This is a genomic window from Mesorhizobium sp. M7A.F.Ca.US.005.03.2.1, from assembly GCF_003997795.1.
In the GTDB taxonomy this organism is placed as follows: Bacteria; Pseudomonadota; Alphaproteobacteria; order Rhizobiales; family Rhizobiaceae; genus Mesorhizobium; species Mesorhizobium ciceri.
In genome coordinates this window covers 1-24,031 of the sequence record NZ_RZRP01000015.1, presented here as the reverse complement: position 1 = coordinate 24,031, position 24,031 = coordinate 1, and the positions used below count along the sequence as shown (strand labels likewise).

The following is a 24,031-nucleotide window of genomic DNA, read 5'->3' as shown; positions in this document are numbered from 1 at the left end:
GAGACAGCCTGTGGAAGTCTCTGGCCAACTGGCTCAGCTTCATGGCGGCGGGAGAGATCGACCCGGCGACCAGCCATTTCCGGCTATATGTCACACCGGTGAAGGCGGGTGCCTTCGCGATCGCGCTGAACGACGCGAAAACAGATGCCGACGTGGAGGCGCTGGTCGCTAACCTCGCCAAAGCCCACAGCAAGCTGAAAGCTGCACCGGCATGCGACGCCGACGTCCAAGCTTTCCTGAACGCTGATGCGGCTCATTGCGCCGCCTTGGTCAAGAATCTCGCCGTTATCAGCGTCGATGCAGATCCCGTCGATCCGATACGCGCGATCTTCAAGCCGACGGTCTCTCCGCTCATCATCGACCTAGTGTGCGAACGCGCGATCGGCGCTGCGAAGGAGGCGGCGGACAGGCTGATTAGAGCTGGCAAGCCCGCCATCTTGGACGTGGACGCGTTTCAGGCCGAGCAAAGAGCATTTGTTCAGAAGAACAACCTTCCAGGGCTGCTGTCGTCTTTCACCAAGCAACCGCCTGTCGAGGCCATCGAACAATTGATCGCCGACCGTCCCGCCTTCGTCCGCCAACTCGAGCTGATCGAGGTGGGAGACGAAGCGTGCGTCCGGGCTGTTAGCGATTACCTTAGGACGCTCGCCGACATCTCGATCTGGGGCGAAAGCGGGCTAATCTTTGAGAAGAACCTAAGTGACTGGGACGATGATCTTGTCGGTCGCTATGAGCACGTCAGTGCAGAGGTGCACGACATACAGGCCGGACACCCCGCAACGGTTCGTGGTAGAATAGTTTACAGGCGCTGCGCGCAGTTGCAGCCTCCACTCGATGGTCGAGTCGTCCCCGGTCATTTCGTCCACGGATCATTCAACGCCCTTGCCCACGGCCTGCGCCTCGGCTGGCATCCCGACTACCAGACTCTTTTGGAGCCAGCGACTTGATTGAGGCTGGCCGATCGCACCTACCGCTCAGCGACCTCGCCCTTGTCCAGAATCCAGGACTTGGGGCTTTCGCATTGTGGCAATTTGGCCAAGGTTTCCAGGCTGAGGACGAACGTCCAGCGCCGTTCGCCTTGGCGTTTCTCGTGCTGCCAATCGTCCTGCATCGCGCAACGCTCGAAATCGTGACTTCGACAAACCGACCCTCTGGACTGGCGCTCTTCGCGGCCAAGCTCGGGAAGGAACGGGAACAACTCCTCGCCGTCCACGAGCGAGCGCTGCTGCTGCGTACTCTGACATTGCAATCGGCCGCTGTCGGTGTGAGCGGGCGGCTGCTGTCCGTGGATTACAAGGATGCTACTTTAAGAGCAAACGTACCAGAACCGAAACCGAGGAGGCTCGTCCTTCCAGAGCGCGTCAAGCACCTCGGACCTGCCTCGGAGAAATTGGGTTTCTGGTTTTCGAACCTGGGGACCGCGCAGGTGGCCAACCTGTTACGGGTGGAGTTCTAGATGTATTTCCAGCTTCGAAAACTGATCCTTTGGCCCCGCAATGGTGCAGCGCCGCGGGTCGTCAAGTTCGAGCCCGGTGTCGTCAACGTCATCAGCGGCGCGTCGAAGACCGGGAAGTCCGCCGTTATCCCTATTGTTGATTACTGTCTGGGCTCGGAGAAATGCGCGATTCCGGTGGGCGTAATCCGCGAGAACTGCAGCTGGTTCGGCATTCTGATCGAGACGCTGGAGGGCGAAAAGCTCTTGGCGCGACGCGAACCGGGGGACCAACAGAGCACAGGCGACATGGTGCTGCTGGAGGGCGCACAGGTCGAAATTCCGGAGACGATCACCGACAAGACCACCAATGTCGACACGGTCAAGCGCGCGATGAACCGCCTGGCAGGACTGACTGACCTCGACTTCGAACCAGGTACAGAGAATGGATTCAAGCAAAGGCCAAGCTTCCGCGACCTCATGGCCTTCACGTTCCAACCTCAGAACGTGATCGCCAATCCCGACGTGATGTTTTTCAAGGCCGATACGACGGAACACCGGGAGAAGCTAAAGACCATCTTCCCGTACGTTCTGGGCGCGGTCACGGCAAAGATTCTCCAGGCGCGGTTTGAGATCGATCGGCTCCAGCGCAACCTCCGCCGGAAGGAGGCTGAGCTACGCGCGATCGTGTCGGCAACTGGCGCTTGGCGGGCGGAGGCGGAGGCGTGGCTGCGTCAGGCAGTCGAACTTGGCCTAGTCGATTCCTCCACTGAAGTGCCGAAGGACTGGAGTGACGTTGTTGACCTGCTTCGGCGCGTGTCGAACAGCAACTCAAGTCTTGCTCGACCAAGCCTGGCCGGCATCGATGTGGTGCTGACGCGTCTGGAAACCCTTCGTGCGTCGGAAACTGAAATCGCCGCGCGACTTACCGAGCATCGTCAGCGCCTGAACGAACTGCGCCGTCTGGTGGAGAGCAGCGAGGCGTACGGCGACGCCATGCGCATCCAACGTGACCGCTTGGACCTTTCCACGTGGCTGAGGGACTTGGCCGACGAGTTCGCCGATCCGTTGGTCGCACTCGGGGACGGCGGCCGCGAGAAGGTCTTGGCCCTTTGCGACAACCTCGGCGGTCTGGAGATCCGACTGCGGACCCACCCTGCGATGTCTAACACGCTTGACAAGGAAATCCTGCGCCAGCGCGGCGCCGCTGAAGCGGTCCTATCTGAGTTGAACGATGTCCGTAGCGAGATAGCGGTGCTGGAACGGGACTCTGACGTCGCCCGAGACGAGGCCAATCGCTTCGATAGGCTTGAGCGCTTCCTCGGTCGATTGGAGCAGGCGTTGCACGTCTACGACCGCGCCGACCAGTCGTCGGATTTGCGGCAGGAACTCACCTCGCTGCAGGCCGATATTGCAACGCTGCAAAAGACGATCTCCGAGGCCGACATCCAGCGCAAGCTATTCAACGCGTTGCACCAAGTCTCCCATCATGCCAATCGGCTGATTCCGCAGCTTGACGCGGAGTGGCCCGAGGCCCCGATTAGGCTGTTGATTGAAGACCTGACCGTCAAGGTGACTAGGGGAACGCGTGAGGACTACCTGTGGGAGATTGGCAGCGGCGCCAATTGGCTCGCGTATCACGTCGCACTAATGCTTGCGCTGCAGCACTACTTCCTGGCCGAACCTCATCACCCAGTCCCTGGTCAGCTGATCTTCGACCAACCTAGCCAAGTCTATTTTCCTAAGCGGGCGGCGGGCGACGAGGGCCCCGACCTCATCGCGTGGAGGGATCAGGACGTGGTCGCCGTCAGGAAGGTCTTTGCGCTCCTAGGCGCTGAGGTCATGGCCGCGAAAGGTCGCCTCCAGATCATCGTGCTGGATCATGCAGATGAGGACGTCTGGGGCAAGCTTCCCGGAGTCAAGTTGATTGAGGAATGGCGTGGACAGGCCCTCGTGCCTCAGGCTTGGATTGCCGCCGCATCTTCCAACGGTGGATAATAATCTGCTGCCAGAGGAGAAGGCATGGCGAACGTGGACGAGATCAACCGTCTGACGGCCCTTGGCTTGAACGTCATCACAGCCATGGATGTCGCGGAAGGAAAACTAGACGAAGCCTTCGAGGTCGCCCGCGCTCAGGAGAAACGCAAGGTCGACATCTGGTGCAAAGGAAGAAAGAACATTCCGGTTGCACTGACTGCGATATGGGACTGCGATCCTGCAAACTTCTATCTCGCGTTCGACGGCGATGATCCCAGCGACCACGCTTCGACGGATTTCATTCTTATCGACGCTGATGTCACTGACGTTGGCGGCAGGCTTACCTACGCCGCCAGCAGGGACAAGGGTCCTTGGCATCAACGTTACAAGAGCAAGAGCTGTGGGATCGCCTACCGATGGCTGCATGGCCGCGGTGTCACACCGCCTTTGCTCGGCGAGTACCAAGGCCAAGTTCACATCGTAGGAGGCATGCACCGCTTCCATCTTGCCAAGCACTATGGGACGACGCGCATGCCATTCCTCGTCCGGAGGGCCGAACTAGCCGCAGTAATGGCGTTGATCCCCTCGGCGACCGACACCGCCAACTCGTAATGGCGGGGACTGCAGAAAAGAAGCGAATGAGTTGCGAACTTACCGGGATCACTCCCCGAAAGCTGACCGACGGCTTCCGGCCCCGTTGCGGCCATTCTTACTCCCGCACTTTGGCTTTTCCAGCGCTAAACCGGCCTTGGGCGATGAATGGAAACGGTCAGATGTTCCCGGTCTGTGCTCGAAAAGTCGCATAAAAGGGCAGACTGGTGTGACGTCCGGAATTATTGGGCCTTTCACGGGTTTACCGGTCCCGAATTATCGGTTGCTGGCGGGCGGGCTATGCGATTGAAAACAGGAGAGTTTTCTGGCTAAGGGTGGGGTTTCAGACTGAGTTTACCAATGCCCTTAATGACGATTAATTCTGGATTGGCATCAGGTGATTGGGTTTGCGCAGAATATAGCCGCCCTTATTGGTAAACCCGCTCACGGTCGACAACGGATTGGTCAACCTAGGACGACAGGATTGGTAAACCGGAGCCGCCCTATCGACGAAGGTCTAGCTTGGCGCATTCACTGTCGCCGGTAGGCAGATATTCGGGCGACAATCGGGACCAGCGTGCGACGCCGCCAAGCGTGAGACACGTCGGCTACGCCGCAAATCGACACGGTTTGACCGGGCGCAATACCGCACCGATCTTCTAATCTCGGCTTAATTCCGGAGAGAGGCAGATAATTCCGGACGCCACACTGATTGGTAACCTAAGGCCACCCACCACGCGGATTGGTAGCCCACAGGAATAGGTTTGGTAACCCTTATCGAGTGAGGGCCGCTCGTACCTTTCGGCGGGTTCGTTTCAGTTCTAAGCCCGGCTTAATTCTGGACAACGACAGATAATTCTGGACGGCACAGTGGAACTCAACGCGTTGTAAGGATGGCATAGAGAAGCAGTAGCCCTCCAGTCTCGCTACTGGAAAAATTCTGGAAAATGGGTCTGCTTGGCTGGACGCAGAACGTTGTGATTATTCAGCCGGCATTTCTGAAGCTTCTCGAACACAAACAGCTTGCCTTCGCGCACGCTATCTTCGAGCGACTTCGCCTTCGCCAGATGCGCCGCAATCGCGCTGGCCAGCATGCAACCTGTTCCGCGCATCGATATAGCAAGGCGCGGCGTGTCGAAGTGGATGGGTTCATGATCGGAGCGTAACAGAATATCGGCCGATCGGGGACCCGACGCGTGCCCACCCTTGATCAGCAGGGCCTGAGGGCCGACGGCCTGCAGTCTTTGTCCTTGTTGGAGCGCACCGTCCTCATCCGAAGCCGGTTCGGAACCAGTAAGGAGCGCCAGTTCAGGAAGGTTGGGCGTGACAATGCAGCAAAGCGGCATCAAATCGCGCTTCATGGCAGCGATAGCGCCTGCTTCCAGAAGTGCGCGGCCTGAGGTGGAGGCCAGCACAGGGTCGAGTACTGCCGGCACTTGCGGAAATTTGCGCAGCACTGCGGCAACGGCAACAATGATCTTGGCAGTCGCCAGCATGCCGATCTTGATTGTGGCTACGTCGTTGGCCTGTAGCGCGGCACACATCTGATTGGCCACCATGCTGGGTGGCGAATGATGGATTTCGATCACGGCGTCGTGCGTTTGCACCGTTAGCGCTGTGACGGCGAGACAGGTGCGCACGCCAACGGCAGAGATCGTCTCGATGTCGCGTGCTATTCCAGCACCCCCGCTGGAATCTGATCCGCCAACGACAAGCACATGCGGTTCTCGTCTCATCGCCATCGGTCCGTCTTTTCGATCCATTCTCGCGTGCGCGCTTCGGGGTCGAAGCTCAACGTGATGTCCGTGACCACTGCGGCGCTGTTGGCGCCGGCCTCAAAGACGCCGTCGAGGCGGTCGGGGTTGAGGCCGCCGATGGCGACCAATGGGATCGGCGCCACCCGCCGCTTCCACTCGCTGATCCGCTCTAGCCCTTGCGGTGCCCACTTCATTTTCTTCAAAGTGGTGGGATAGATCGGACCGAGCGCGACATAGTCGGGCTCGGCAAACATGGCCGTTTCCAGCTCGACATGATCATGCGTGCTCAATCCGAGCCTGACGCCCGCTGCCCGTATCCTCGAGAGGTCGGCCGTTTGCAAATCCTCCTGGCCCAGATGCACGAAATCGCAGCCTTCCTCGATTGCCAGGCGCCAATAATCATTGATGATGAGCTGGCTTTTGTGTTGGACACACCAGGCCTTCGACTTGCGGATCTCCGCGCGCAGCCCGGTTTCATCCATGGTTTTGATGCGAAGCTGAATCAGCTTGACGCCGAGCGGCGCCAACCTTTCGATCCAGGCGGCGCTGTCGACGATCAGGTAGAAGGGATCGAGCTTCATGAAAAAACGGCCCTGCCGACCATCGGTGTCGATGGCACGGCGACGTCGCGCGGTTCGAGCATTCCCGAACTGAACGCCTCACGACCGGCGTCGACCGCCTTACCGAAAGCACGCGCCATGCCGACCGGATCTGCCGCCTTGGCGACCGCTGTGTTCAGGAGCACGGCGTCAAAGCCGAGTTCCATGACGGTGGCCGCGTGCGACGGCCGTCCGAGCCCCGCATCCACAATCAGCGGGACGCCAGGGAAATATCCGCGCATCGAGCGCAGCGCCGTCATGTTGACCGGTCCCAAGGCGGAACCGATCGGTGCGCACCACGGCATCAGGACCTTGCAGCCCGCTTCCAGCAGCCGCTCGGCGACAACGAGATCGTCGGTGGTATAGGGGAATACCGCAAAGCCGTCCTCGCACAGGATGCGGGCGGCTTCAACCAGACCGAACACATCCGGCTGTAGCGTGTCGTGATTGCCGATCACTTCGAGCTTGATCCAGTTGGTGCCGAAGACCTCGCGCGCCATTTTCGCGGTGGTGACGGCTTCCTTGACGGAGAGGCAGCCGGCGGTATTGGGCAGGGTTCTGGCGCCCAGCGAGCGGATCAACGACCAGAATTGTTCGCCGGCCCTACCGCCCGCCATCTCACGCCGCAACGAGACGGTCACCACCGACGTGCCCGATGCCTTGACTGCATCGGCAAGGATGGCCGGCGAAGGATACTGAGCCGTGCCGAGAAGCAGGCGCGACGAAAGCTCGGTTCCATAAAGCTCCAACATGCTAGCCGCCCTGCATGGGCGAGAGGATTTCGATCCGGTCGCCGTCGCTCAACTGGAACTCCGCGCGGTTGGCTTTGTGCACGAGGTCGCTGTTGACGGCGGTGGCGAGCCAATCGCCCTCATAGTCGAGCGCGGCAAGCAACTCGGCCAGCGTGGTGGCGGCAATCTCACGCGCCTCGCCGTTGACCATCAGTTTCATGAGCATGCTCCTTGGTTCTGTCTTGACTGAAAACCAGGTCGGCAGCCTGGCGCGCCATGGCGGGGGCGAGGAGAAAACCGTGACGATAAAGACCGTTGATCGCGATGATCTCACCGTCTGTTTCGACGCGTGGCAAATTGTCGGGAAATGCCGGACGGACACCCACACCGGTTTCAACGATCTCGGCCTCACCAAAGGCCGGATGGAGGGCATGGGCGGCGCCCAGCAGCTCCATCATGGAACGCGCCGTCACCGGTCCGGCGCTCTGGCTTTCAATCATCGTCGCTCCGATCATGAAACGGTGATCGGTGCGCGGCACGGCATAAAGCGGAAAGCGTGGATGAAGCAAACGGACCGGCCGCGACAGCGAGACATCAGGCGTGCGAAGGATCAGCATTTCGCCGCGAACACCGCGCAGCCTGTCATCGGCCGCTGCCATTCCCATGCAGTCTATCTGACGGGCGAATCCCGAAACAGGCCGGGCGTCGCAGCCGAAGTGGAATTTGACACCCATGGTCGCAAGCTTGTCATGAAGTGCCGCCATCGCCGGGCGTGGGTCGAGGTGAGCCTCGTCGGGGAAGAGCAATCCACGCCGGAAGCGGCCGGCGAGGTCGGGTTCCAGGAGCGCAATTTCGTTTTCATCGACGCGCCGATGCCCTGACGTGCGACTGGCGAACCGGTCAAGCTCACCGGCATCACGCGGCGCGGCCACGACCAATGTCCCGGCCCGTGTCACCTGACCCGACAGCACCGCATCCCACCAGTCGGCAGCATCGCGTCCGAGATCCAGCACCGGCTGCTCCGCGCTTTCGCGCTCGCACCATGGCGCCAGCATGCCGCCGGCGAACCACGACGCGTTGCCACCAAGGCCATGCCGCATCTCGGCGACGGTGACCGTCGCGCCGCGGGCGGCGAGTTCGAAAGCGACGGTGAGGCCGGCAACGCCGGCCCCTTTGACGAGCACCCTCATGATGGTTTGGGAGCCTCTGGCACGACCGGTACGCCAGTCTCGTCCGCCTGCATGTAGAGATCGCCGCCCTCCCGGTATTTTGCCGCCATTGCCGCCATGCCTTCCTTCTGGGCCTCGGCACGGATGTCGTGGGAAATGCGCATGGAGCAGAATTTCGGCCCGCACATCGAACAAAAATGTGCCAGCTTGTGCGCCTCCTTGGGCAAGGTCTGGTCGTGGAAGGACCGTGCGGTTTCGGGGTCGAGCGACAGGTTGAACTGGTCCTCCCAGCGGAACTCGAAGCGCGCGCGCGAAAGGGCATCATCCCTGGTTTTCGCTGCCGGATGGCCCTTCGCCAGATCGGCTGCATGGGCGGCTATCTTGTAGGTGATCACGCCAATCTTGACGTCGTTGCGGTCGGGAAGGCCGAGATGCTCTTTCGGCGTGACGTAGCAAAGCATTGCGGTGCCGAACCAGCCTATCATGGCGGCACCTATCCCTGAGGTGATGTGGTCATAGCCCGGCGCGATGTCGGTCGTCAGCGGCCCCAACGTGTAGAACGGCGCCTCACCGCACACTGCGAGCTGCTTGTCCATGTTCTGCTTGATCTTGTGCATGGGGACATGGCCCGGGCCTTCGATCATCACCTGGCAGTCCTTTGCCCAGGCAATCTTGGTGAGTTCTCCAAGTGTTTCCAGTTCGGCGAATTGCGCCGCGTCGTTCGCATCGGCGATTGAACCGGGACGAAGGCCGTCGCCGAGCGAGAAGGAGACGTCATAGGCTCTGGCGATGTCGCAGATCTCCTCGAAATGCTCGTAGAGGAAGCTCTCCCGGTGATGGTGCAGGCACCATTTGGCCATGATCGAGCCGCCGCGCGAGACGATGCCCGTGACCCGGTCGACGGTCAGCGGGATGTAGTGCAGCCGCACGCCGGCGTGGATGGTGAAATAGTCGACGCCTTGCTCGGCCTGCTCGATCAGCGTGTCGCGGTAGACCTCCCAGTTCAGATCCTCGGCGATGCCGTTGACCTTTTCCAGCGCCTGATAGAGCGGCACCGTACCGATCGGCACCGGCGCATTGCGCACGATCCAGTCGCGGATGTTGTGGATGTTGCGGCCGGTCGACAGGTCCATCACCGTGTCCGCGCCCCAGCGGATAGCCCAGACCATTTTTTCGACCTCTTCGGCCATCGACGATGTGACAGCCGAGTTACCGATGTTGGCGTTGATCTTGACCAGAAAATTGCGACCGATGATCATCGGCTCGCTCTCGGGATGATTGATGTTGGCGGGAATGATTGCGCGCCCGCGCGCCACCTCGTCGCGCACGAATTCGGGTGTGACGAAATCTGGGATCGCCGCGCCGAAGGCTTCGCCGTCGCGTTGCAGCTTGCCGCGCATCACCTCGCGGCCGAGATTCTCGCGGATGGCTACGAACTCCATTTCTGGCGTGATGATGCCGGCGCGCGCATAGGCAAGTTGGGTCACCGCCTTGCCCTGCTTGGCCTTGAGCGGCCGATTGCGTATCGGAAATTCCGGTGTCAGGCGCTCGCCGGTGGCGAATCCATTGTCTTCCGGCCGGACGTGGCGGCCGTCATAGGCTTCGACATCGCCACGCGCCGTGACCCATTCGTGGCGAAGCCGGGCAAGGCCTTTTTCGATGCTGGTTTCGACTGATGGATCGGTGTAGGGGCCGGACGGATCGTAGACGGTGACGGGCGGTTCGCCGGCCGTCGGATGGACGGAAATCTCGCGCATCGGCACCCTGATCTGCGGGTAGAGGACGCCGGGCTTGTGGATTTTCCGCGAGGCGGGCAGTGGTCCCGTCGATACGGCGGGGGTGAGGGCATTCATCGTGAGGCTCCTTTGCTCATGCATTGGAGACCCAGTTCTGTGCCGGAAGGATGAAAAGACGCTTCTGTAGACCTGCTGCAACAGGACCTCGGGCGTAAACTCCCGCAAAGCGCTTGCACCGTCCCTACGCCAGTATGAACTGGATCAGGTTCAACGGGTCACTGCGCCGCGAAAGCCAGCAGTATCTCAGCCCCTTGCCGGGACTCCCCTGGTGAATGCCTTAGGTTGAACGGGCTGACGCTATCTTGTCAAGCGCATTCGGGCGCCTTCGGCCGGTGGCGACGACCGGCGGCCAGCCGGGCGGAGAGCTCGCGCATGCATCGGGGACAAGTCACGCCCCGTAGACCGGGGCTGAATGGCCAAAGCCTCATTCGCTTCGTGAAGGATGGAGAAACTGTATTGGCCATGTGCGCGTATCGACCAAGTAGCTCAGGCGGTCACGGATGTGGTTATTCTGGTCGAAGGTGACGAACGGCCTTGGGGGTCACCTCCTTTAGGATTCAGAGGTTGGAAGACGGCTTCTCGCGATCACGGCCATCAGGAAATACCTGTCTTCGGCTCAACCTCGACATGGCGTCCGATCGACCGCAGATATACAGCTATCTCGTTCATGAGATGATCGCGTTCGCCGTAGATTTCAGCAATCCTACGCAGCTGTGGCTCGACGGCCCTCCGTTGCGCTGGCGTGAAATCAGCATCGCCAAAGACGTATCCCAAGTTGCCAATCGCGCAAATTTTGCAGCCGGCGTCCACAACTGCTTGTACGAATGCCGGAATGTCTTTTTCTTGCATGGTCTTCATGTCGAACCTCTCGTGAATGGCGTGCTTGCGCCCCAATCTGCCTTTTCAGCGTGTCCTCTGGGCGGCGCAAGCCCTGAGCGTGACTGTGCACGGGCAACCTCGACTATCCCATCTGCCACGCTCTTTAGAATCGGTGGGGTCTGGTGATCGCAGGCTGGGCCACTCAAAAGCCTGCAAGAAGAAAGTCATGGCGACCATTGCTCAAGATCGCAAGGGTGCGTGCAAGACCTTCCGTTGGCAGTCATGCACGCTCGCTCAGAGATAGTCCGGCCGCGGAAATTCTCCCTTATTCGTAAGAAAGCTCATTGAGCAACTGGGCATTGAGCAACTGGGTCTCACGTCACGGGTCTCGTGTGCTTCACAGCCGAAAAATAGCCGCCGTGGCAATTCTCGAAAAGTGCAGGCTACCTCGTTAAGGACACTGCGGATGATCGTTCGCGCTTGGCAAAAGCGAACGGATTAGTCTATGGCTCTCGGCAGGGGGGCGAGTTATGCGGCGGGTGCGAATCCTTCAAGTAGGCGATATTCACTATCCGGACTGGCATCCTTCCTCTAGCAACATCGATGCCAAGGATAGCAAGTTCGCTCCGAAAATAACGCAGAAGCTACGCGCGTCTTCGCTGCGTGCCGTCTTGACGAAACTTCGGCGGCTGACGACTTCGAAGCCCTTGGATTCGATCGCCTTCATGGGGGATTTCACGAGCCGTGGCGACAAGACCTTCATTGCTTCGGCATTCCAGCATTTCACGTTGCTCTGCCGCGCACAGGGACGCAGTTCAAAGGCGCTTCCGTTGATATTCGTACCGGGAAATCACGATGTGAACCGTGATGACGCGCGCGAACTTGGACCGACTGAGAAATTCAGCGAAATGGCGAGTTTAGCCGCCCGCTTGGGTTGGCAGACCGTTCCCGTGGACCAACCCGTGCACTTCAGACTTCCGACAGGATCCGCAGGCGCAAACTTCATCCTCGTCAACACAGCGATAGGCAGTTGGGAGCTTCAAAACCTTCCCGCGTTCCTTCGTGATCGTCTCGAGGCACTCAGTCCTTCTACAGAGCCTCTAGATCTCGGCTCGCCGGACATCTCGGGACATTCGCCCGCGACACCTCCCAGCGATCCAGACAAGGAGGCGTCCGACGACGAGTATTACGGTCAGATGGACACGCCATACATCTCGCGTGAGATGCTTGCAGGCCTACAGGAATTGCTCCAGCAGCCCGACATGCGTTACGGCATCATAATCGGCCATCACAATCTGCTGCCACAAAAGACTCCGCGCATTACGCCATACGCGGAGATGCTCAACAGCGGATTTGTCAGAACTCAGCTGCTGCAGGGCAACAAGCCTATCGTCTACCTGCATGGACACATACATGCTGATCCGGTCGAGATCGTCAACGATCCAAGGTTTCCGGACGGCAAATTGATCTGCATCTCAGCACCAGAGATACAGTCAGGTTTCAATGAGCTCGTCTTCTTCACGACCGATCAGGGAGAGCTCGTCGGCATCCGACTTATACCCTACCGCACCAATGTCGCCGACGGGACGGTCATGGAAGGCGAACATTGCTTTATTTCGACCATGTCCAACGGCAAGGCCTTTCTGAACAACGACACGTTTGACCTGCTGCGCCGACTGCGCGACCATGCCACCAGGCGCGGGAATGGGTTACTCTTCTGGGACGAGATCACTGAGATTGCTGCCTCCGCCGAGCTCGGGCTAGATCTGGAAGACTCTCTTCTGATGCTCCAAGCGGCGCGCTTCATCGAGATAGACGGCCTCACCAAGGCAAACTCGGCTTGGCGCATTAAGGTAAGGGACGAATAGCGATGGAGAATCCGTTCGGCCCCAACAGGATCGAGTACGAAAGCCGCCCGATACTGTGGTTCAGTCAGAAGTCGGCGTTGATTTCTGCCGCCGCCAAGCCGGTCTTCGTCGCAGGGACGAGAGGCAGCGGCAAGACCAGCATTCTTCGCTCGCTTTCCACAGTCCATATTCTTGAAGACAAAAGTCTCTCGGACCAAGTCGGCAAGCTCGCTTGGTATGGCGTCTTCTTCCAGCTCAATGAGACATTCTCGCCCCTAATCGACAACGCCGTTCTGAACCTCATTCCGGAGCGGATACGCTTCGACACGGCCGCCGTGATCCCGCGGCAATTCGTAATCTTCTCTCACTATCTGGAGCTGAAGATAGTCGAACGCCTGCTCGAGAGCATCGGCCAGCTCAGACGCGACGGCCACTTGAAATACCGGGCCTCCGAAGATAGGGACGTCGCCCTGGCACTGCATCGCGAAGTGCTGCACTTCATACCCCAACCTGCCCGTCTCGACTTCTTCAGCATCGATGAGCTGCGGGGTGGGATAACCCGGTACGTCGACGAATGCTTCAACGCGTTCTTCTTTGCCGCCGATGCCGGAGCGACCGGCTTCAGAGCAACAGACCCTGGCGCGATCATTAACAAGGTCGCGACCGCGATCACTCCACTTTTAAATGGCCCATCTTTCGCCGGTGACAGGGCGCCCTTCTTCAAGATACTGATTGACGACTGTGAAGCACTGACACCGCTCCAACAGCAGTTCCTGAACACCTTGGTGAGAAAGACGCGCGGCAACGTGAAATGGGTCCTCGCCTACATCGGCGGCCTCTACGACACGATCCGGACGATCATACCCGGCCAGTCGCTCTCGAATGCTGACCGGGACGTCGAGAATCTTGATTCAGTCGATCCGAGGGAGTTCGCCACGCTGTGCGAGAACGTGTCGTCGCTTCGGCTGTACTATGCGCTTCCTGACCATCTGCGGAGTGATCTCGAGCGCAACGATGCGCTCAGCGCGTTTTCGCTCAAAAACCGGCTGGGGCGGCTTTCCGTCAATGACATCATCGAGCGGGTTATCATATCGGGTCATTCCGAGGGCAGAGAAGAGCTTGTGGCACTTGCTGATGCAGCACGTGAATTCCTCTCCGTGAATTTGAGGACGGCGGATCAGCAGCAATTCCTTCTTGATCGAAAAGCGCGCCCTTATGCCGAAGGGCTGGCGCTCGCGCTCATGAACCCGGAAATTAAGCGCCGGCCCATGAGCAAGGCGGATGCTTCAAATCTGAAGAGGTCGATCGCCCGGAAACAGGGATGGGCTTTTCTGAAAGCGTGCCAGATGCTGCGTCTGCATGACTACCCGTACGTAGGGCACCAGATCATCACATCATTGAGCGACGTCTGTATACGCGATTTCCTTGATATAATGGGAGAGATCTTCCGCCGCAGTGTTCCGAGTTCCAGTGATCCACGAAAACTGGTGGAATTCATCAACTCGGATTTACAGATTCATCTCGAACAGCAGAGACAGGCTGTGAACGCCGCCTCTCAACGGAAGCTTGATGGACTTCAGGCGCTTTCACATCCGTACGAAGAAGAGAGCGTGCGCATGGTGCGGGCGTTGGGTTACCTGACCGCTCGCCTCCAGACAGAGTTTGCCGAAGAAAATGCTCTAGGAACGACAGAGAGAGGCATTTTCAGGGTTGATCTAAAGGAAATGCGCTCGCTGGTGAACCGACTGGAGCAACCCAGCGGAAAACTGGACGAGGTCCTGCGTCGGGCGGAAAGGGATGGGTTTATCCGGGAGGTCTCCGCCGCCGGCAACTTTGAGGTGGACCGCGCCGACCCCGCATCGAAGGAGATGATGATCAGATTGCATCGGCGATTTGCACCTTACTTCGGGTTCTCCTATCGCGGCCCGTACGAAATCAACACAATCCCTGCGGCGCGGATGGTCGACCTGCTTTTTACCAGGCATCGGCTCCCAGAAGACTGGGCCGACTCGGTGTTTAAGGAGCTCGTCGCGCGGCCCGCACTCAAGACCGAATTCCAGCACTCGCTTTTCGAGAGCGATCTCGAATGACCGCTTCAACTGTCGAGTATCGAGTCTTCGGCCATCTGGCCGTCACCGAGAAGGCGAGAGATGCAGGTACCTGCGAAACGATGGAGGCAGATATCGCGATCGTCGCGCTTGGATGGGAAACGCGTTTCGCCGCGTTCGAAAACCATCTTGACCTGAAGGTCGGCAAGATCGTGGTTCTGGACTTTGCTCTGAAGGAAGCGAACGTCCCAGCCGTCGAAGAAAACCGGCGAAAGCTCATCGCTATGGGTACCCGATGGGGCGTCGAAGTGACTGTGATCACCCTCGAGCCTTCCATCGAGTATCAGAAGAACATCAATCTCCTCGATCACCTGCTCACTCAGATGGCCGCTTCATGTGGCTCATACGAAGGAAGCCTGCGGAAGGTTTTCGTCGAGTGCTCGACGATGCCGCGAATCTACATCCAATGGCTGATTGCGGTGGCATTCAAGAAAATGTCGATTCAGTCTCTCGAATTCGGGTACGCCGAAGGTATCTACGGGAACGCGATCGGCAAAGAGGATTTTTCCAGCGGCTTGGACCGATACGTCACCGTCCCTCATCTTCAAGGCAGCGGAGGAATGGGCGAAGAGAAAGTCCTGCTCGTGGGGATCGGAGGAGATGCCGACGTATTCTACGGATTGATCGATATCGTCAGTCCGGAACGGATCTCGCTCCTCGTCCCAAGAAGCGACAAGAATGCGCATATCGATGCTTTGCTCGATCAACAGGTGGCCAAGGTACGTGAAACCCACCGGCTCGAAGATGGCGAAGTTCGCGACATCCAGGCTTTCGGGCTGATGGCCCACCTCGATGCTTTCGAGACGTATCTCGACGGGTTCGGCTCGCGTGCGGTGGTGAACGTTTTTGTCAGCGGCCCGAAGGTTCAGGCCATCGCTGCTGCCGTGCTCGCCTGCTCCGACAGCCGCGTCCATCTCAAGGCAAGAATTCCCACCTCCTATGCCCATCGTGAAGTCTCAGCGAATGGGCGGTATCATATCTATAGGCTGATTGACCTGACATCCCCTGCCTGCAGCCTTCCCGGGACGTTCTGACACTATCTTGCATTCGAGTAGCATCATGGTCCCAGTAGCCGTTCCGCCAAGCCTTCAGCGCATGTTCGTGTCGCCCGATCCGGTCGATGGGGGGCTAATTCCCACTTGGAAGCTGCTCTACATCAGATCAGGGGGGAATGCAGACTGGCAGAATTCCGTCTAATTAGCGACTAGCTAAAACATATACTCAGGCGAGACTGTTCAGCATAGAAATAGTGAGTCGGCCGTGAACTATCCGCAAGCCATTGATCTGGCCTGTTGATTGAGGCGGATAGCGGCTTTGGAATTGCAGGATTAGCGGTATTTGGACGCTGTTTTCCTGCAATTCGGTTTTGCGATTCCCTTGTGGCGCGGAGCGTGATTCACTCGGTTCGGCGGCGGCGAATCGAGGGGACAGCGAATGTCCAGGCCACGCGAGAAGCGCGAGACGGGAGAGCAGGACCTGTTCCGCTCCCGGCTCGACCAAATCATCAACATGAAGCACGAGCTGGTGCGGCTGGCGCAGGCGATCGACTGGCCGGTGCTGGAGGAGCGTTTCGGCGCCGTCTATTCGGACGGCCCCGGCATGCCGCCGCTGCCGACCCGGCTGATGGCGGGGCTGGCGATCCTCAAGCACACCTTCAACCTGTCGGATGAGGTGCTGTGCGAGCGCTGGGTGGAGAACCCTTATTTCCAGTATCTCACCGGCGAGACGTTCTTTTGCCATACGCTGCCGTTCGACCGCTCCTCGATGACGCGTTGGCGCAGCCGTATGGGCGAGGAGCGGATTATGGTGCTGTTGCAGGAGAGCCTCAGCCTCGCGGTCAAGACCGGGGCGATGAAACCGGCCGACACGCGCCAGGTGATCGTCGACACCACCGTGCAGCCGAAGAACGTCATGTTCCCGACCGACGCCAAGCTCATCCATCGGGCACGCGAACGGCTGGTGCGGCTGGCCAAGAGGACGGGTCTCCATTTGCGCCAGAGTTATGTGCGGGTCGGCAAGCTGGCGCTGATCAGCCACCAGCGCTATGCCCACGCCAAGCAGTTCAAGCGGGCCAACAAGGCGCTACGCAAGCTCAAGACCTATCTCGGCCGGACCATTCGCGACATTGGTCGCCAGATCGCCGGCGATCAGGGGCTGGACGCTGTTCAAATGGCCGCTCTACCAGGCCGCCACCGTTCTCGAGCAACGCCAGCGCCAGCGCGGCCGCAAGATCTACAGCCTGCACGCACACGAGGTGGAATGCATCGGCAAGGGCAAGGCGCATGCGCCCTACGAGTTCGGGGTGAAGGTGTCGGTGGCCACCACGCTGAAGCGCTCCAGGGGCGGCCAGTTCGCCCTGCATGCAAAAGCACTGCCCGGCAATCCCTATGACGGCCACACGCTGGCAAGCGTCATCCCCGACATGGAAAAGACCATCGGCAACGAGATCGGCCGCATCCTCGCCGACGCCGGCTATCGCGGCCACAACGCACCGCAGAGCCACAAGCTCAGGGTCTTCACCGCGGGCCAGAAACGCCGCGTCACCCCAGCCATCAAGCGCCAGATGCGACGGCGGTCGGCGGTCGAGCCCGTCATCGGCCACATCAAGAGCGAACACAGAATGGGCCGCAACTACCTCGCCGGCCAGCAGGGCGACACCCTCAACGCCATCCTGGCCGCCGCCGGCTACAACTTCTCCCTCCTGCTCAGGTGGCTGAAGGGGTTTTTGTCGCTCTTGATTGCCCTGCTTCAAATCCGGCCGAAGCCGGTCGCCGCTTAGGGCTCGGATTGTTCACGGTCGACTAGTGAGCACTCTCCAATATGTTAGGCTCTGTCGCAGTAGCGCAACAAGCTCAGTCTTTGGATGGGTGGTATGAGGATGAGACGACTGAATGTGTACAGGCTCAGTCTTTTTATCGAGGCTCTCGTTTTTGTCGTAAGCGCGTTCGGTGCGACGTGGCTTACCAGCTTTGTGAACGCGCCATGGTGGACATATGTGATTATAGCGGCCATCGCTATGGGCATGTTCGTCGCCGTGCGTGGGGTCCTTTCTGAGCCGCAACGTATGGGACTCTTGGCACACAACTCGGCAGCGACCTCTGCGTGAACCCAGACGCCTTGAAAATGTGCCCGATGCGTCCGGATTTTTGGCGGTGATCTTCATCAAATGCGATGAGCTGCAATTTCTGGCGACGGCCACGCTAAGGGCGGGCCTCCAGCACCATGTTGAACGGTGTCTCCGCGGCGCGACGCAATCGCTTGAAGCCGCCGCCGGTCACAACCTTGCGCAGCCTCGCCTCACCGGCCTGGGCTCCAAGCGCGAGCCCGACTTCCTGCGACACGGATGCGGGCGTGCACACGAAAGTGGAAGCGGCATAGTAAACGCGGCCGACGGGATTGAGGTTCGCCGCCAGATGATCATGCGCGAACGGCTCGACGATCATCCACGTGCCGTCCGGCTTGAGCGATCCGTGGACATGGGTGGCGGCGCCCGTCGGGTCGCCCATGTCGTGAAGGCAATCGAAGAATGTGACGAGGTCATAGGTTCCGGGATAGCTCTTGGCGGCCGCCACGTCGAACCGCGTGTTAACGCCGACGCCGGCTACCTCGGCCGCCTTGCGGGCGCGCTCAATCGAAGGGGCATGATAGTCGAAGCCGACGAAGCGCGAATTGGGGAAGGCCTGTGCCATGAGCACGGTCGATGCACCATGACCGCATCCAACATCCGCGACGTCCACGCCGCGTTCGAGCTTCTCGACGACGCCCTCCAAGGCCGGCAGCCAGGAGTCGATCAGATTGGCATTGTAGCCTGGACGGAAGAACCGTTCCGTACCGCGAAACAGACACGCGCTATGATCGTGCCACCCGACGCCCTTGCCGGACTGGAATGCCTGCCTCACCTTTTCTTCATCGAGCCACAGCGCGGACAGGAACTCGAATGCGCCTGCCATGAAGGCCGGGCTGTCTTCATCAGCGAACACCAGCTCTTGCTCGGCGTTGAGATAGAATTTGTCGCTCGCTTCATCGTAGTCGACGTAACCCGCCGCCGCCTGCCCGGAAAGCCATTCCCTTACGAGGCGTTCCTGGGTGCCGGTGCGTGTCGAAAGTTCGGCGGCCGTCATCTTGCCGCCTTCGCGCAATGCCTTGAACAGGCCGAGTCTGTCCCCCAGCAGGACTCCCGCGCCCGTTGCGATCGCACCGAGATCGCCGACCATTTTCCCCAAGAATGCGTCCAACTTTTCCTGATTCGCTTCAGACATCTGAATCTCCCTTTGGGTTCAATCTCTCCAGGCGACGGAGCCGTGCTCGTCATGAGGCGCCTTGAGCATCAGATGCTCGAAGACATGCAGATATCCCCGGCGGCTCATTCCGCGCTGCCGATCCTGCACCAGACCATATGGGTGACGACCGGCGCGGTGGTCGGGAATGACAGCCACCTCCATGCCGTTGAAAAGCAGGAAATCCGTCACTTTGCCCTCGTCGGTAACCGGCGGAGCCGGAGTGGTCGTCACCAGGGCAAGCCCTGTTGCAGCAGGTATCCTTGGGCAGCCTGTCAGAACATCGATGACTCCGGTTGTGGTGCCGGGGTGGGCGATCAGGGGCCAAGTGATTGTTCCGCGGCGGCTGTATGTTGTGGTAAGGTGATCATGCGAACTCTTGTTGGTCGGTCACGTGTTTTGCGGATGACCCGCATGTACTGTGCCAAATGAGAAAACCATTCAAACGCAATCCAGTAGATCTGACTGTATCCGACATTGTCGGAATTTGGACATCGCCGAACGCGAAGCGCTCGGGGCTTGTGACGATACTTGAGCGTGCTGCTTCGGAGGAGGGATGAGCCTCGAACCGGCCGCGAGGCCTTTTTCTGGCAACGGATATTCCGGCCGGGTTAGGCCGCGAGGAAAGCGACGGTGAATAAGAGGTAGAGGACCAACCGTTTTGAGCGGGTAGTTGCCGTGTTGCGCCCCCAGGCAAAGGCCAGCACCACGGAGCAGTATTTCTGGTGGCGATACTACAACGCCTTTTAGTGCCGGTTACCCGTTTTTACCCAGTTGGCCTGGTGCATTCAGAGCGAGCTCGTTGGAAACCGCTTATTGTGGCTATGAGCGAACTCGGGATGGAGGAGTGGACCCAAAAATTGGCAAAATGCCCCAGGGAGGATTACATGGGTCGCTCATTCCCCGTACTCGTTACAGGTGCGCGTCGCTTCGCAAACAGCTTGCTTTTGACTTGGCGTTTTTTGCCGTCTCGGCATCGCTCACTAATTCGGCCGCTGCCGACACCGTGAACTGGCGTCAATTCGAAGGGACCAGCATAACTTGGGCCTACGACATCCACCCCTATGCGGATGCTCTCGCTGCGCAATTTCCGGAGTTCGAGAAGCTGACCCGGCATCAAGGTCACGCCGGAACTCTACCCAGACGATTCTTACTGGAACAAGATGACGATCCAACTGACGACGAAGTCGCCAGCATGGGATGTGTTCGGCACTGGCATTCAGCCCGCGTAGGACCTCGCTCCGAGTGGCGCCCTGGAGCCGCTGGACAAATACCTGAGCGATTGGAAGCTTACCGATGCTGGATACGACTACATTACGTGGACATGATCAAGAAGTGCGCGGCTCCTTCCTTCGCGTCCGGCCGCAGCGCGATGACGATCGACTCAAATATGTTCGGCTTCTGGAACGATGTTGCGGGGAAGCCGGCATCCGGCAAGATCGCCTTCGCTCCGCCGCTGCACGCACCGAGCGCCACGAGCTTGGAGTCTGACATCTGGATCTGGGCTCTCGCCATGAACGCGGCTTCCGAAAAGAAGGGCACGGCCTGGCTGTTCATCCCGTGGGCCACCTCCAAGCAGGTGGCGCTCAAGGGTGCCCTTGCTGGCCAGCTCGTCAATCCGCCGCGCACGTCGACCTGGCAGACGACACCTGGACTAAGTACGCTTCGCAGCCCGAGTTCAACAACTTCGTTGACAGCTTCAAAAAGATACAGGACCAAGCCGCGCTGGCTTTCACACCGCGTGTCGGCTTCGGCGAAGCCATGAACGCATGGGCCGTGGCGATGCAGAAGATGGTAAACGGCGATGACGTCGAGACGACGTTGAGGGCGCTTGCCGAAGAAATCCGCACTGGCCTCTGATCAAAAGGAACAGGGCAGTACTATTGCACTGCCCTGTTCCCGCCAACGGCGGAGATCACGCCGTGTCACCCCAAGCACTTAAACCCAGCGTGCCGATGGCAGCCGAAGGACCTGGCGCGCGCGCCTCGTCCGGTTCGGCTTCGCTGGAGGGGCGTTCCATCGACTGTTTCAGCCTTGCAATCATCCAGGCGCTGGCCAAAAGCCAGATGGAGCGCCGGCTCAGGAACCGGCGCAAAAACTCGAGCCTGCCGGCGCTGATCGAGCTGGTGCTGGCGCGGCCGCTGGTGTCGGCAGGTCTGGTCGCGGCCGAGCTGAAAATTAGCCAGCGCGCTGCGCTCGGGCTGGTGCCGAACTCGGCATCCGTGAGGTGACCGGCAGGGGGCGCTACCGGGCGTGGGACCCCGTTTAGCTGCGGCGGGCTTTGGCGAAAGCGACAGCACTGATGATTTTTGCTGTACGCTCATTCTCCCTCATCTGCGCGTTGACAGAAAACCAGCAGGCGAGGGTCACAGCACGCTGTGCTCCCCGCGATTTCCGGAAAACCAATGAAAAACGACTTTGATCGATCGCGCGGGACGTATCATTCAACCATGTCGAGAACGGGCGTGACGGCACGTACACTATGGACCGAGAGAACTTTGTCTGGCGACTTTGCGCACGCTTGCAAAACTCTTCGGAAAACTTCCTTCTGTTGATCCAATGATCGTAATGAGCTGGAGTGGCATCGCCGCTCTCCTCGGTTCTTGCTCTCTCAGTTGAACTTGATGCTAGCCTGCACGAAAACGCCGTAGCGCTTTGCCTTCCAATCGTCGGCCTGCGGGGAACCACGACCGCCCATTGCCTCTTCGAAATGAGCGGTGCCGTTATTCGCCACGGCCGCAACACCGCCTCGAGCTGGACGCCATGCCCATCGCCGTCTTCGGGAATTAGCTTGATCTTGGGCGCATGTGGTGCTGCTCTTTGCCGTCGAGCCGCGTGAAGAGGAACGCCACGTCACCAGAAAGGCTGAGTCGCTCGGTGAGTTGCGTCTGCCCGGCCAAGCCGAGTCGCAGCGAATGCCAATCGTTGTCCTGGCTGAGAGGTTGACGTAGGTGGGACGGTTGGCACACAGGTTCCCCAGTTGGTCGCCTGCTGCGTGCAACCGAAAGCATCGTAGCTCTCGTGCCAGAAATTGTTGCCAACAAAAGCACCGATGCGGTAGCGCGGTGAGTTCAAGAAATTATATCCAAGATCGGCGGTGAAATAGCTGACGCCGCCCCCGCGCTGATCACTGAATGTGTTTGAGTAGCCCCCCATTTCCGTAAGAAGTCCTCGTCATGAGAAAATCCTCCCTGATGCCGCCCGCACCGAGGAGGCCTTTACGAAAATGCCAGTCGGATTGTGGACTCGAATGCGCGTCTAGATCGTCATAGGTGAGCCGCGAGACCAGTGACGTACCTTTATGATTGTAAAGTTCCTTCGATGCGTTGCCGGTACTGGCCAGTAACGTAGTCCACCCTCGAAGGAAAAGACTGAGGCCGCCGACCCGGCTACCGACGCCGACTCGCAATCACCGGCACTCGACGGCGGTTCGGAACTTCTCGGTGCCGCAGCGCCGGCCAAGCCGGACGGGCCCGGTGAAAAATTCGTCGTCGAGGGCAAGGCGCCCGCTGCTGCGCCCGGCCGCGCCGACGATTTTTCTTGGCCGCCAAGGCGGCAGCCTGCGGCCGGGGCCACAACCGAAACGACCACGGCGATCAGTCCGTAAGCTGCCCGGGGCAGCGGAAGGGCGGAAAGCGCCTTCAGGTGGCCGCACAAGTAGGGTCTCGAGACGGACTCAGCGCGGCAGCACGCTCGATCCCATCAGCGCCTCATCGATGGCGCGCGCCGCCTGGCGGCCCTCGCGGATCGCCCAGACGACCAGCGACTGGCCGCGCCGCACGTCGCCCGCCGCATAGAGCTTTTCGACGCTGGTCCTGTAGTCCCGGTCATTGGCCTCGACATTCTTCGAGCGGCGGCTGTCAATGGCGATCTTCATCTGGCCGGCCAGTTCCGACACCGGCCCGCGAGCGGCTGGCCCGGCAAAGCCGATGGCGATGAACGCGAGATCGGCGCGGATGACGAATTCGGTGCCGGCGATCGGCTTGCGCTTTTCGTCGACTTCGCAGCATTTGACCCCGGTCAGCTGGCCGTTTTCGCCGATGAATTCAAGCGTCGCCACCTGGAATTCGCGCTCGGCGCCTTCGGCCTGCGAGGATGACGTGCGCATCTTGGTCGCCCAGTATGGCCAGACCGACAGCTTGTCTTCCTTTTCCGGCGGCTGCGGCCGGATGTCGAGCTGGGTGACGCGCACCGCGCCCTGGCGGAAGGCGGTGCCGACGCAGTCGGAGGCAGTGTCGCCGCCGCCGACGACGACGACATGCTGGCCGCCGGCGATGATGGGATGCGACGGCCACGCCACCGACTGGATCGGTTCGCCGCCGACCCGCCTGTTCTGCTGCACCAGATAGGGCATCGCGTCATGCACGCCGCCGAGATCGTCGCCGGGAATACCGGCCGCGCGCGGCGTTTCGGAACCGCCGCAATAGAGCACGGCATCATGTTCGGCGAGCAGTTCGGCGACCGGCTTGTCGACCCCGACATTGACGCCGCAATGGAAGGTCACGCCCTCGCCCTGCATCTGCTCGATGCGCCGGTCGATATAGTGCTTCTCGATCTTGAAGTCGGGAATACCGTAGCGCATCAGCCCGCCGGGCCGGCTTTCGCGCTCGTAGACATGGACGTCGTGACCGGCGCGGCCAAGCTGCTGGGCAGCCGCCATGCCGGCCGGGCCGGAGCCGATGACGGCGACCCGCTTGCCGGTCTTCTTCTCCGGCGGATAGGGCCTGATATGGCCGGTTTCATAGGCCTTGTCGGCGATCGCCTGCTCGACCGTCTTGATGGCGACGGGAATGTCCTCGAGGTTCAGCGTGCAGGCTTCCTCGCAGGGCGCGGGGCAGATGCGGCCGGTGAACTCCGGGAAATTGTTGGTCGAATGCAGGTTGCGGATCGCGTTGTCCCAGTCGCCATTGTAGACGAGGTCGTTCCAG

19 protein-coding genes, 3 pseudogenes and 1 riboswitch are annotated in these 24,031 nt (G+C 59.9%); of the genes and pseudogenes, 11 read left to right on the top strand and 11 right to left on the bottom strand.

Features of this window, described 5'->3' with window-relative positions; translation table 11 throughout:
• The 4 genes from EN991_RS39715 to EN991_RS01810 all read left to right on the top strand — a co-directional run.
• A partial coding sequence (locus EN991_RS39715) for an ABC-three component system protein (RefSeq protein WP_164768826.1) occupies nucleotides 1–947 on the top strand: 947 nt, incomplete at its 5' end.
• The gene (locus tag EN991_RS01820) at nucleotides 944–1,456 is read left to right on the top strand and encodes a three component ABC system middle component (RefSeq protein ID WP_063169420.1); all 513 of its coding nucleotides are present in this window, start codon (nucleotides 944–946) and stop codon (nucleotides 1,454–1,456) included. The genes EN991_RS39715 and EN991_RS01820, both read left to right, overlap by 4 nt.
• Nucleotides 1,457–3,430, top strand: a complete 1,974-nt coding sequence (locus EN991_RS01815; RefSeq protein WP_063169419.1) for a DUF3732 domain-containing protein — start codon at nucleotides 1,457–1,459, stop codon at nucleotides 3,428–3,430.
• A 24-nt stretch (nucleotides 3,431–3,454) separates the two neighbouring features.
• The gene (locus EN991_RS01810; protein WP_063169418.1) at nucleotides 3,455–4,021 is read left to right on the top strand and encodes a hypothetical protein; all 567 of its coding nucleotides are present in this window, start codon (nucleotides 3,455–3,457) and stop codon (nucleotides 4,019–4,021) included.
• A gap of 905 nt (nucleotides 4,022–4,926) precedes the next feature.
• On the opposite strand, the gene EN991_RS01805 is transcribed toward EN991_RS01810, so the two are convergent.
• From EN991_RS01805 to EN991_RS01770, 7 genes are all read right to left on the bottom strand, one after another.
• Entirely contained in the window at nucleotides 4,927–5,742 is an 816-nt protein-coding gene (locus EN991_RS01805; protein WP_063169417.1) for a hydroxymethylpyrimidine/phosphomethylpyrimidine kinase, read from the bottom strand.
• Nucleotides 5,733–6,338, bottom strand: a complete 606-nt coding sequence (locus EN991_RS01800; RefSeq protein WP_063169416.1) for a thiamine phosphate synthase — start codon at nucleotides 6,336–6,338, stop codon at nucleotides 5,733–5,735. Before EN991_RS01800 ends, EN991_RS01805 begins: the two co-directional genes overlap by 10 nt.
• A complete protein-coding gene (locus EN991_RS01795) occupies nucleotides 6,335–7,108 on the bottom strand; it encodes a thiazole synthase (protein WP_024504259.1) in 774 nt (257 codons plus the stop codon). Before EN991_RS01795 ends, EN991_RS01800 begins: the two co-directional genes overlap by 4 nt.
• A 1-nt stretch (nucleotide 7,109) precedes the next feature.
• A complete protein-coding gene (gene thiS, locus EN991_RS01790; protein ID WP_024504260.1) occupies nucleotides 7,110–7,307 on the bottom strand; it encodes a sulfur carrier protein ThiS in 198 nt (65 codons plus the stop codon).
• On the bottom strand, nucleotides 7,276–8,277 hold the full coding sequence (gene thiO, locus EN991_RS01785; RefSeq protein WP_063169415.1) for a glycine oxidase ThiO: 1,002 nt from the start codon (nucleotides 8,275–8,277) through the stop codon (nucleotides 7,276–7,278). Before thiO ends, thiS begins: the two co-directional genes overlap by 32 nt.
• On the bottom strand, nucleotides 8,274–10,109 hold the full coding sequence (gene thiC, locus EN991_RS01780) for a phosphomethylpyrimidine synthase ThiC (RefSeq protein WP_063169414.1): 1,836 nt from the start codon (nucleotides 10,107–10,109) through the stop codon (nucleotides 8,274–8,276). The genes thiO and thiC overlap by 4 nt, the downstream gene beginning before the upstream one ends.
• Nucleotides 10,110–10,212: 103 nt before the next feature.
• A riboswitch (TPP riboswitch) is annotated at nucleotides 10,213–10,329 on the bottom strand.
• 317 nt (nucleotides 10,330–10,646) lie between these two features.
• Complete coding sequence (locus tag EN991_RS01770) at nucleotides 10,647–10,910, bottom strand: hypothetical protein (RefSeq protein ID WP_082826710.1); 264 nt, start codon at nucleotides 10,908–10,910, stop codon at nucleotides 10,647–10,649.
• A 491-nt stretch (nucleotides 10,911–11,401) separates the two neighbouring features.
• On the opposite strand from EN991_RS01770, the gene EN991_RS01765 reads away from it, so the two are divergent.
• The 4 genes and pseudogenes from EN991_RS01765 to EN991_RS01750 all read left to right on the top strand — a co-directional run bounded on the left by EN991_RS01765 (nucleotide 11,402) and on the right by EN991_RS01750 (nucleotide 17,605).
• Nucleotides 11,402–12,739 carry a metallophosphoesterase gene (locus EN991_RS01765; RefSeq protein WP_063169413.1) on the top strand — a complete coding sequence of 446 codons (1,338 nt, stop codon included), beginning with the start codon at nucleotides 11,402–11,404 and terminating at the stop codon, nucleotides 12,737–12,739.
• Nucleotides 12,740–12,741: 2 nt separating this feature from the next.
• Nucleotides 12,742–14,808, top strand: a complete 2,067-nt coding sequence (locus EN991_RS01760) for a hypothetical protein (protein ID WP_063169412.1) — start codon at nucleotides 12,742–12,744, stop codon at nucleotides 14,806–14,808.
• Nucleotides 14,805–15,860, top strand: coding sequence for a hypothetical protein (locus EN991_RS01755; protein WP_063169411.1), 1,056 nt, complete (start codon nucleotides 14,805–14,807; stop codon nucleotides 15,858–15,860). The genes EN991_RS01760 and EN991_RS01755 overlap by 4 nt, the downstream gene beginning before the upstream one ends.
• Nucleotides 15,861–16,260: 400 nt before the next feature.
• Nucleotides 16,261–17,605 (top strand): annotated as a pseudogene (locus EN991_RS01750) (IS5 family transposase).
• Nucleotides 17,606–18,026: 421 nt separating this feature from the next.
• On the opposite strand, the gene EN991_RS01745 reads toward EN991_RS01750, so the two are convergent.
• The 3 genes and pseudogenes from EN991_RS01745 to EN991_RS40650 all read right to left on the bottom strand — a co-directional run bounded on the left by EN991_RS01745 (nucleotide 18,027) and on the right by EN991_RS40650 (nucleotide 20,660).
• On the bottom strand, nucleotides 18,027–19,085 hold the full coding sequence (locus EN991_RS01745) for a class I SAM-dependent methyltransferase (protein WP_024504268.1): 1,059 nt from the start codon (nucleotides 19,083–19,085) through the stop codon (nucleotides 18,027–18,029).
• A gap of 57 nt (nucleotides 19,086–19,142) precedes the next feature.
• Nucleotides 19,143–19,364 (bottom strand): annotated as a pseudogene (locus EN991_RS01740) (insulinase family protein); the annotation flags it as partial.
• Between the two features lie 1,053 nt (nucleotides 19,365–20,417).
• Complete coding sequence (locus EN991_RS40650) at nucleotides 20,418–20,660, bottom strand: hypothetical protein (protein ID WP_224571023.1); 243 nt, start codon at nucleotides 20,658–20,660, stop codon at nucleotides 20,418–20,420.
• Nucleotides 20,661–20,663: 3 nt separating this feature from the next.
• Here EN991_RS40650 and EN991_RS40645 point away from each other — a divergent pair, with 3 nt between their 5' ends.
• The 3 genes and pseudogenes from EN991_RS40645 to EN991_RS40640 form a co-directional block, all read left to right on the top strand.
• Nucleotides 20,664–20,963, top strand: coding sequence for a hypothetical protein (locus EN991_RS40645; RefSeq protein WP_224571022.1), 300 nt, complete (start codon nucleotides 20,664–20,666; stop codon nucleotides 20,961–20,963).
• Between the two features lie 62 nt (nucleotides 20,964–21,025).
• A complete protein-coding gene (locus EN991_RS41750) occupies nucleotides 21,026–21,334 on the top strand; it encodes a helix-turn-helix domain-containing protein (RefSeq protein ID WP_236473435.1) in 309 nt (102 codons plus the stop codon).
• A 1,181-nt stretch (nucleotides 21,335–22,515) separates the two neighbouring features.
• A pseudogene (locus EN991_RS40640) lies at nucleotides 22,516–22,710 on the top strand (DUF459 domain-containing protein); the annotation flags it as partial.
• A gap of 69 nt (nucleotides 22,711–22,779) precedes the next feature.
• Here EN991_RS40640 and EN991_RS01720 read toward each other — a convergent pair.
• Nucleotides 22,780–24,031: glutamate synthase subunit beta (locus tag EN991_RS01720; protein WP_164768825.1), on the bottom strand; the 1,252-nt coding region annotated here is incomplete at its 5' end.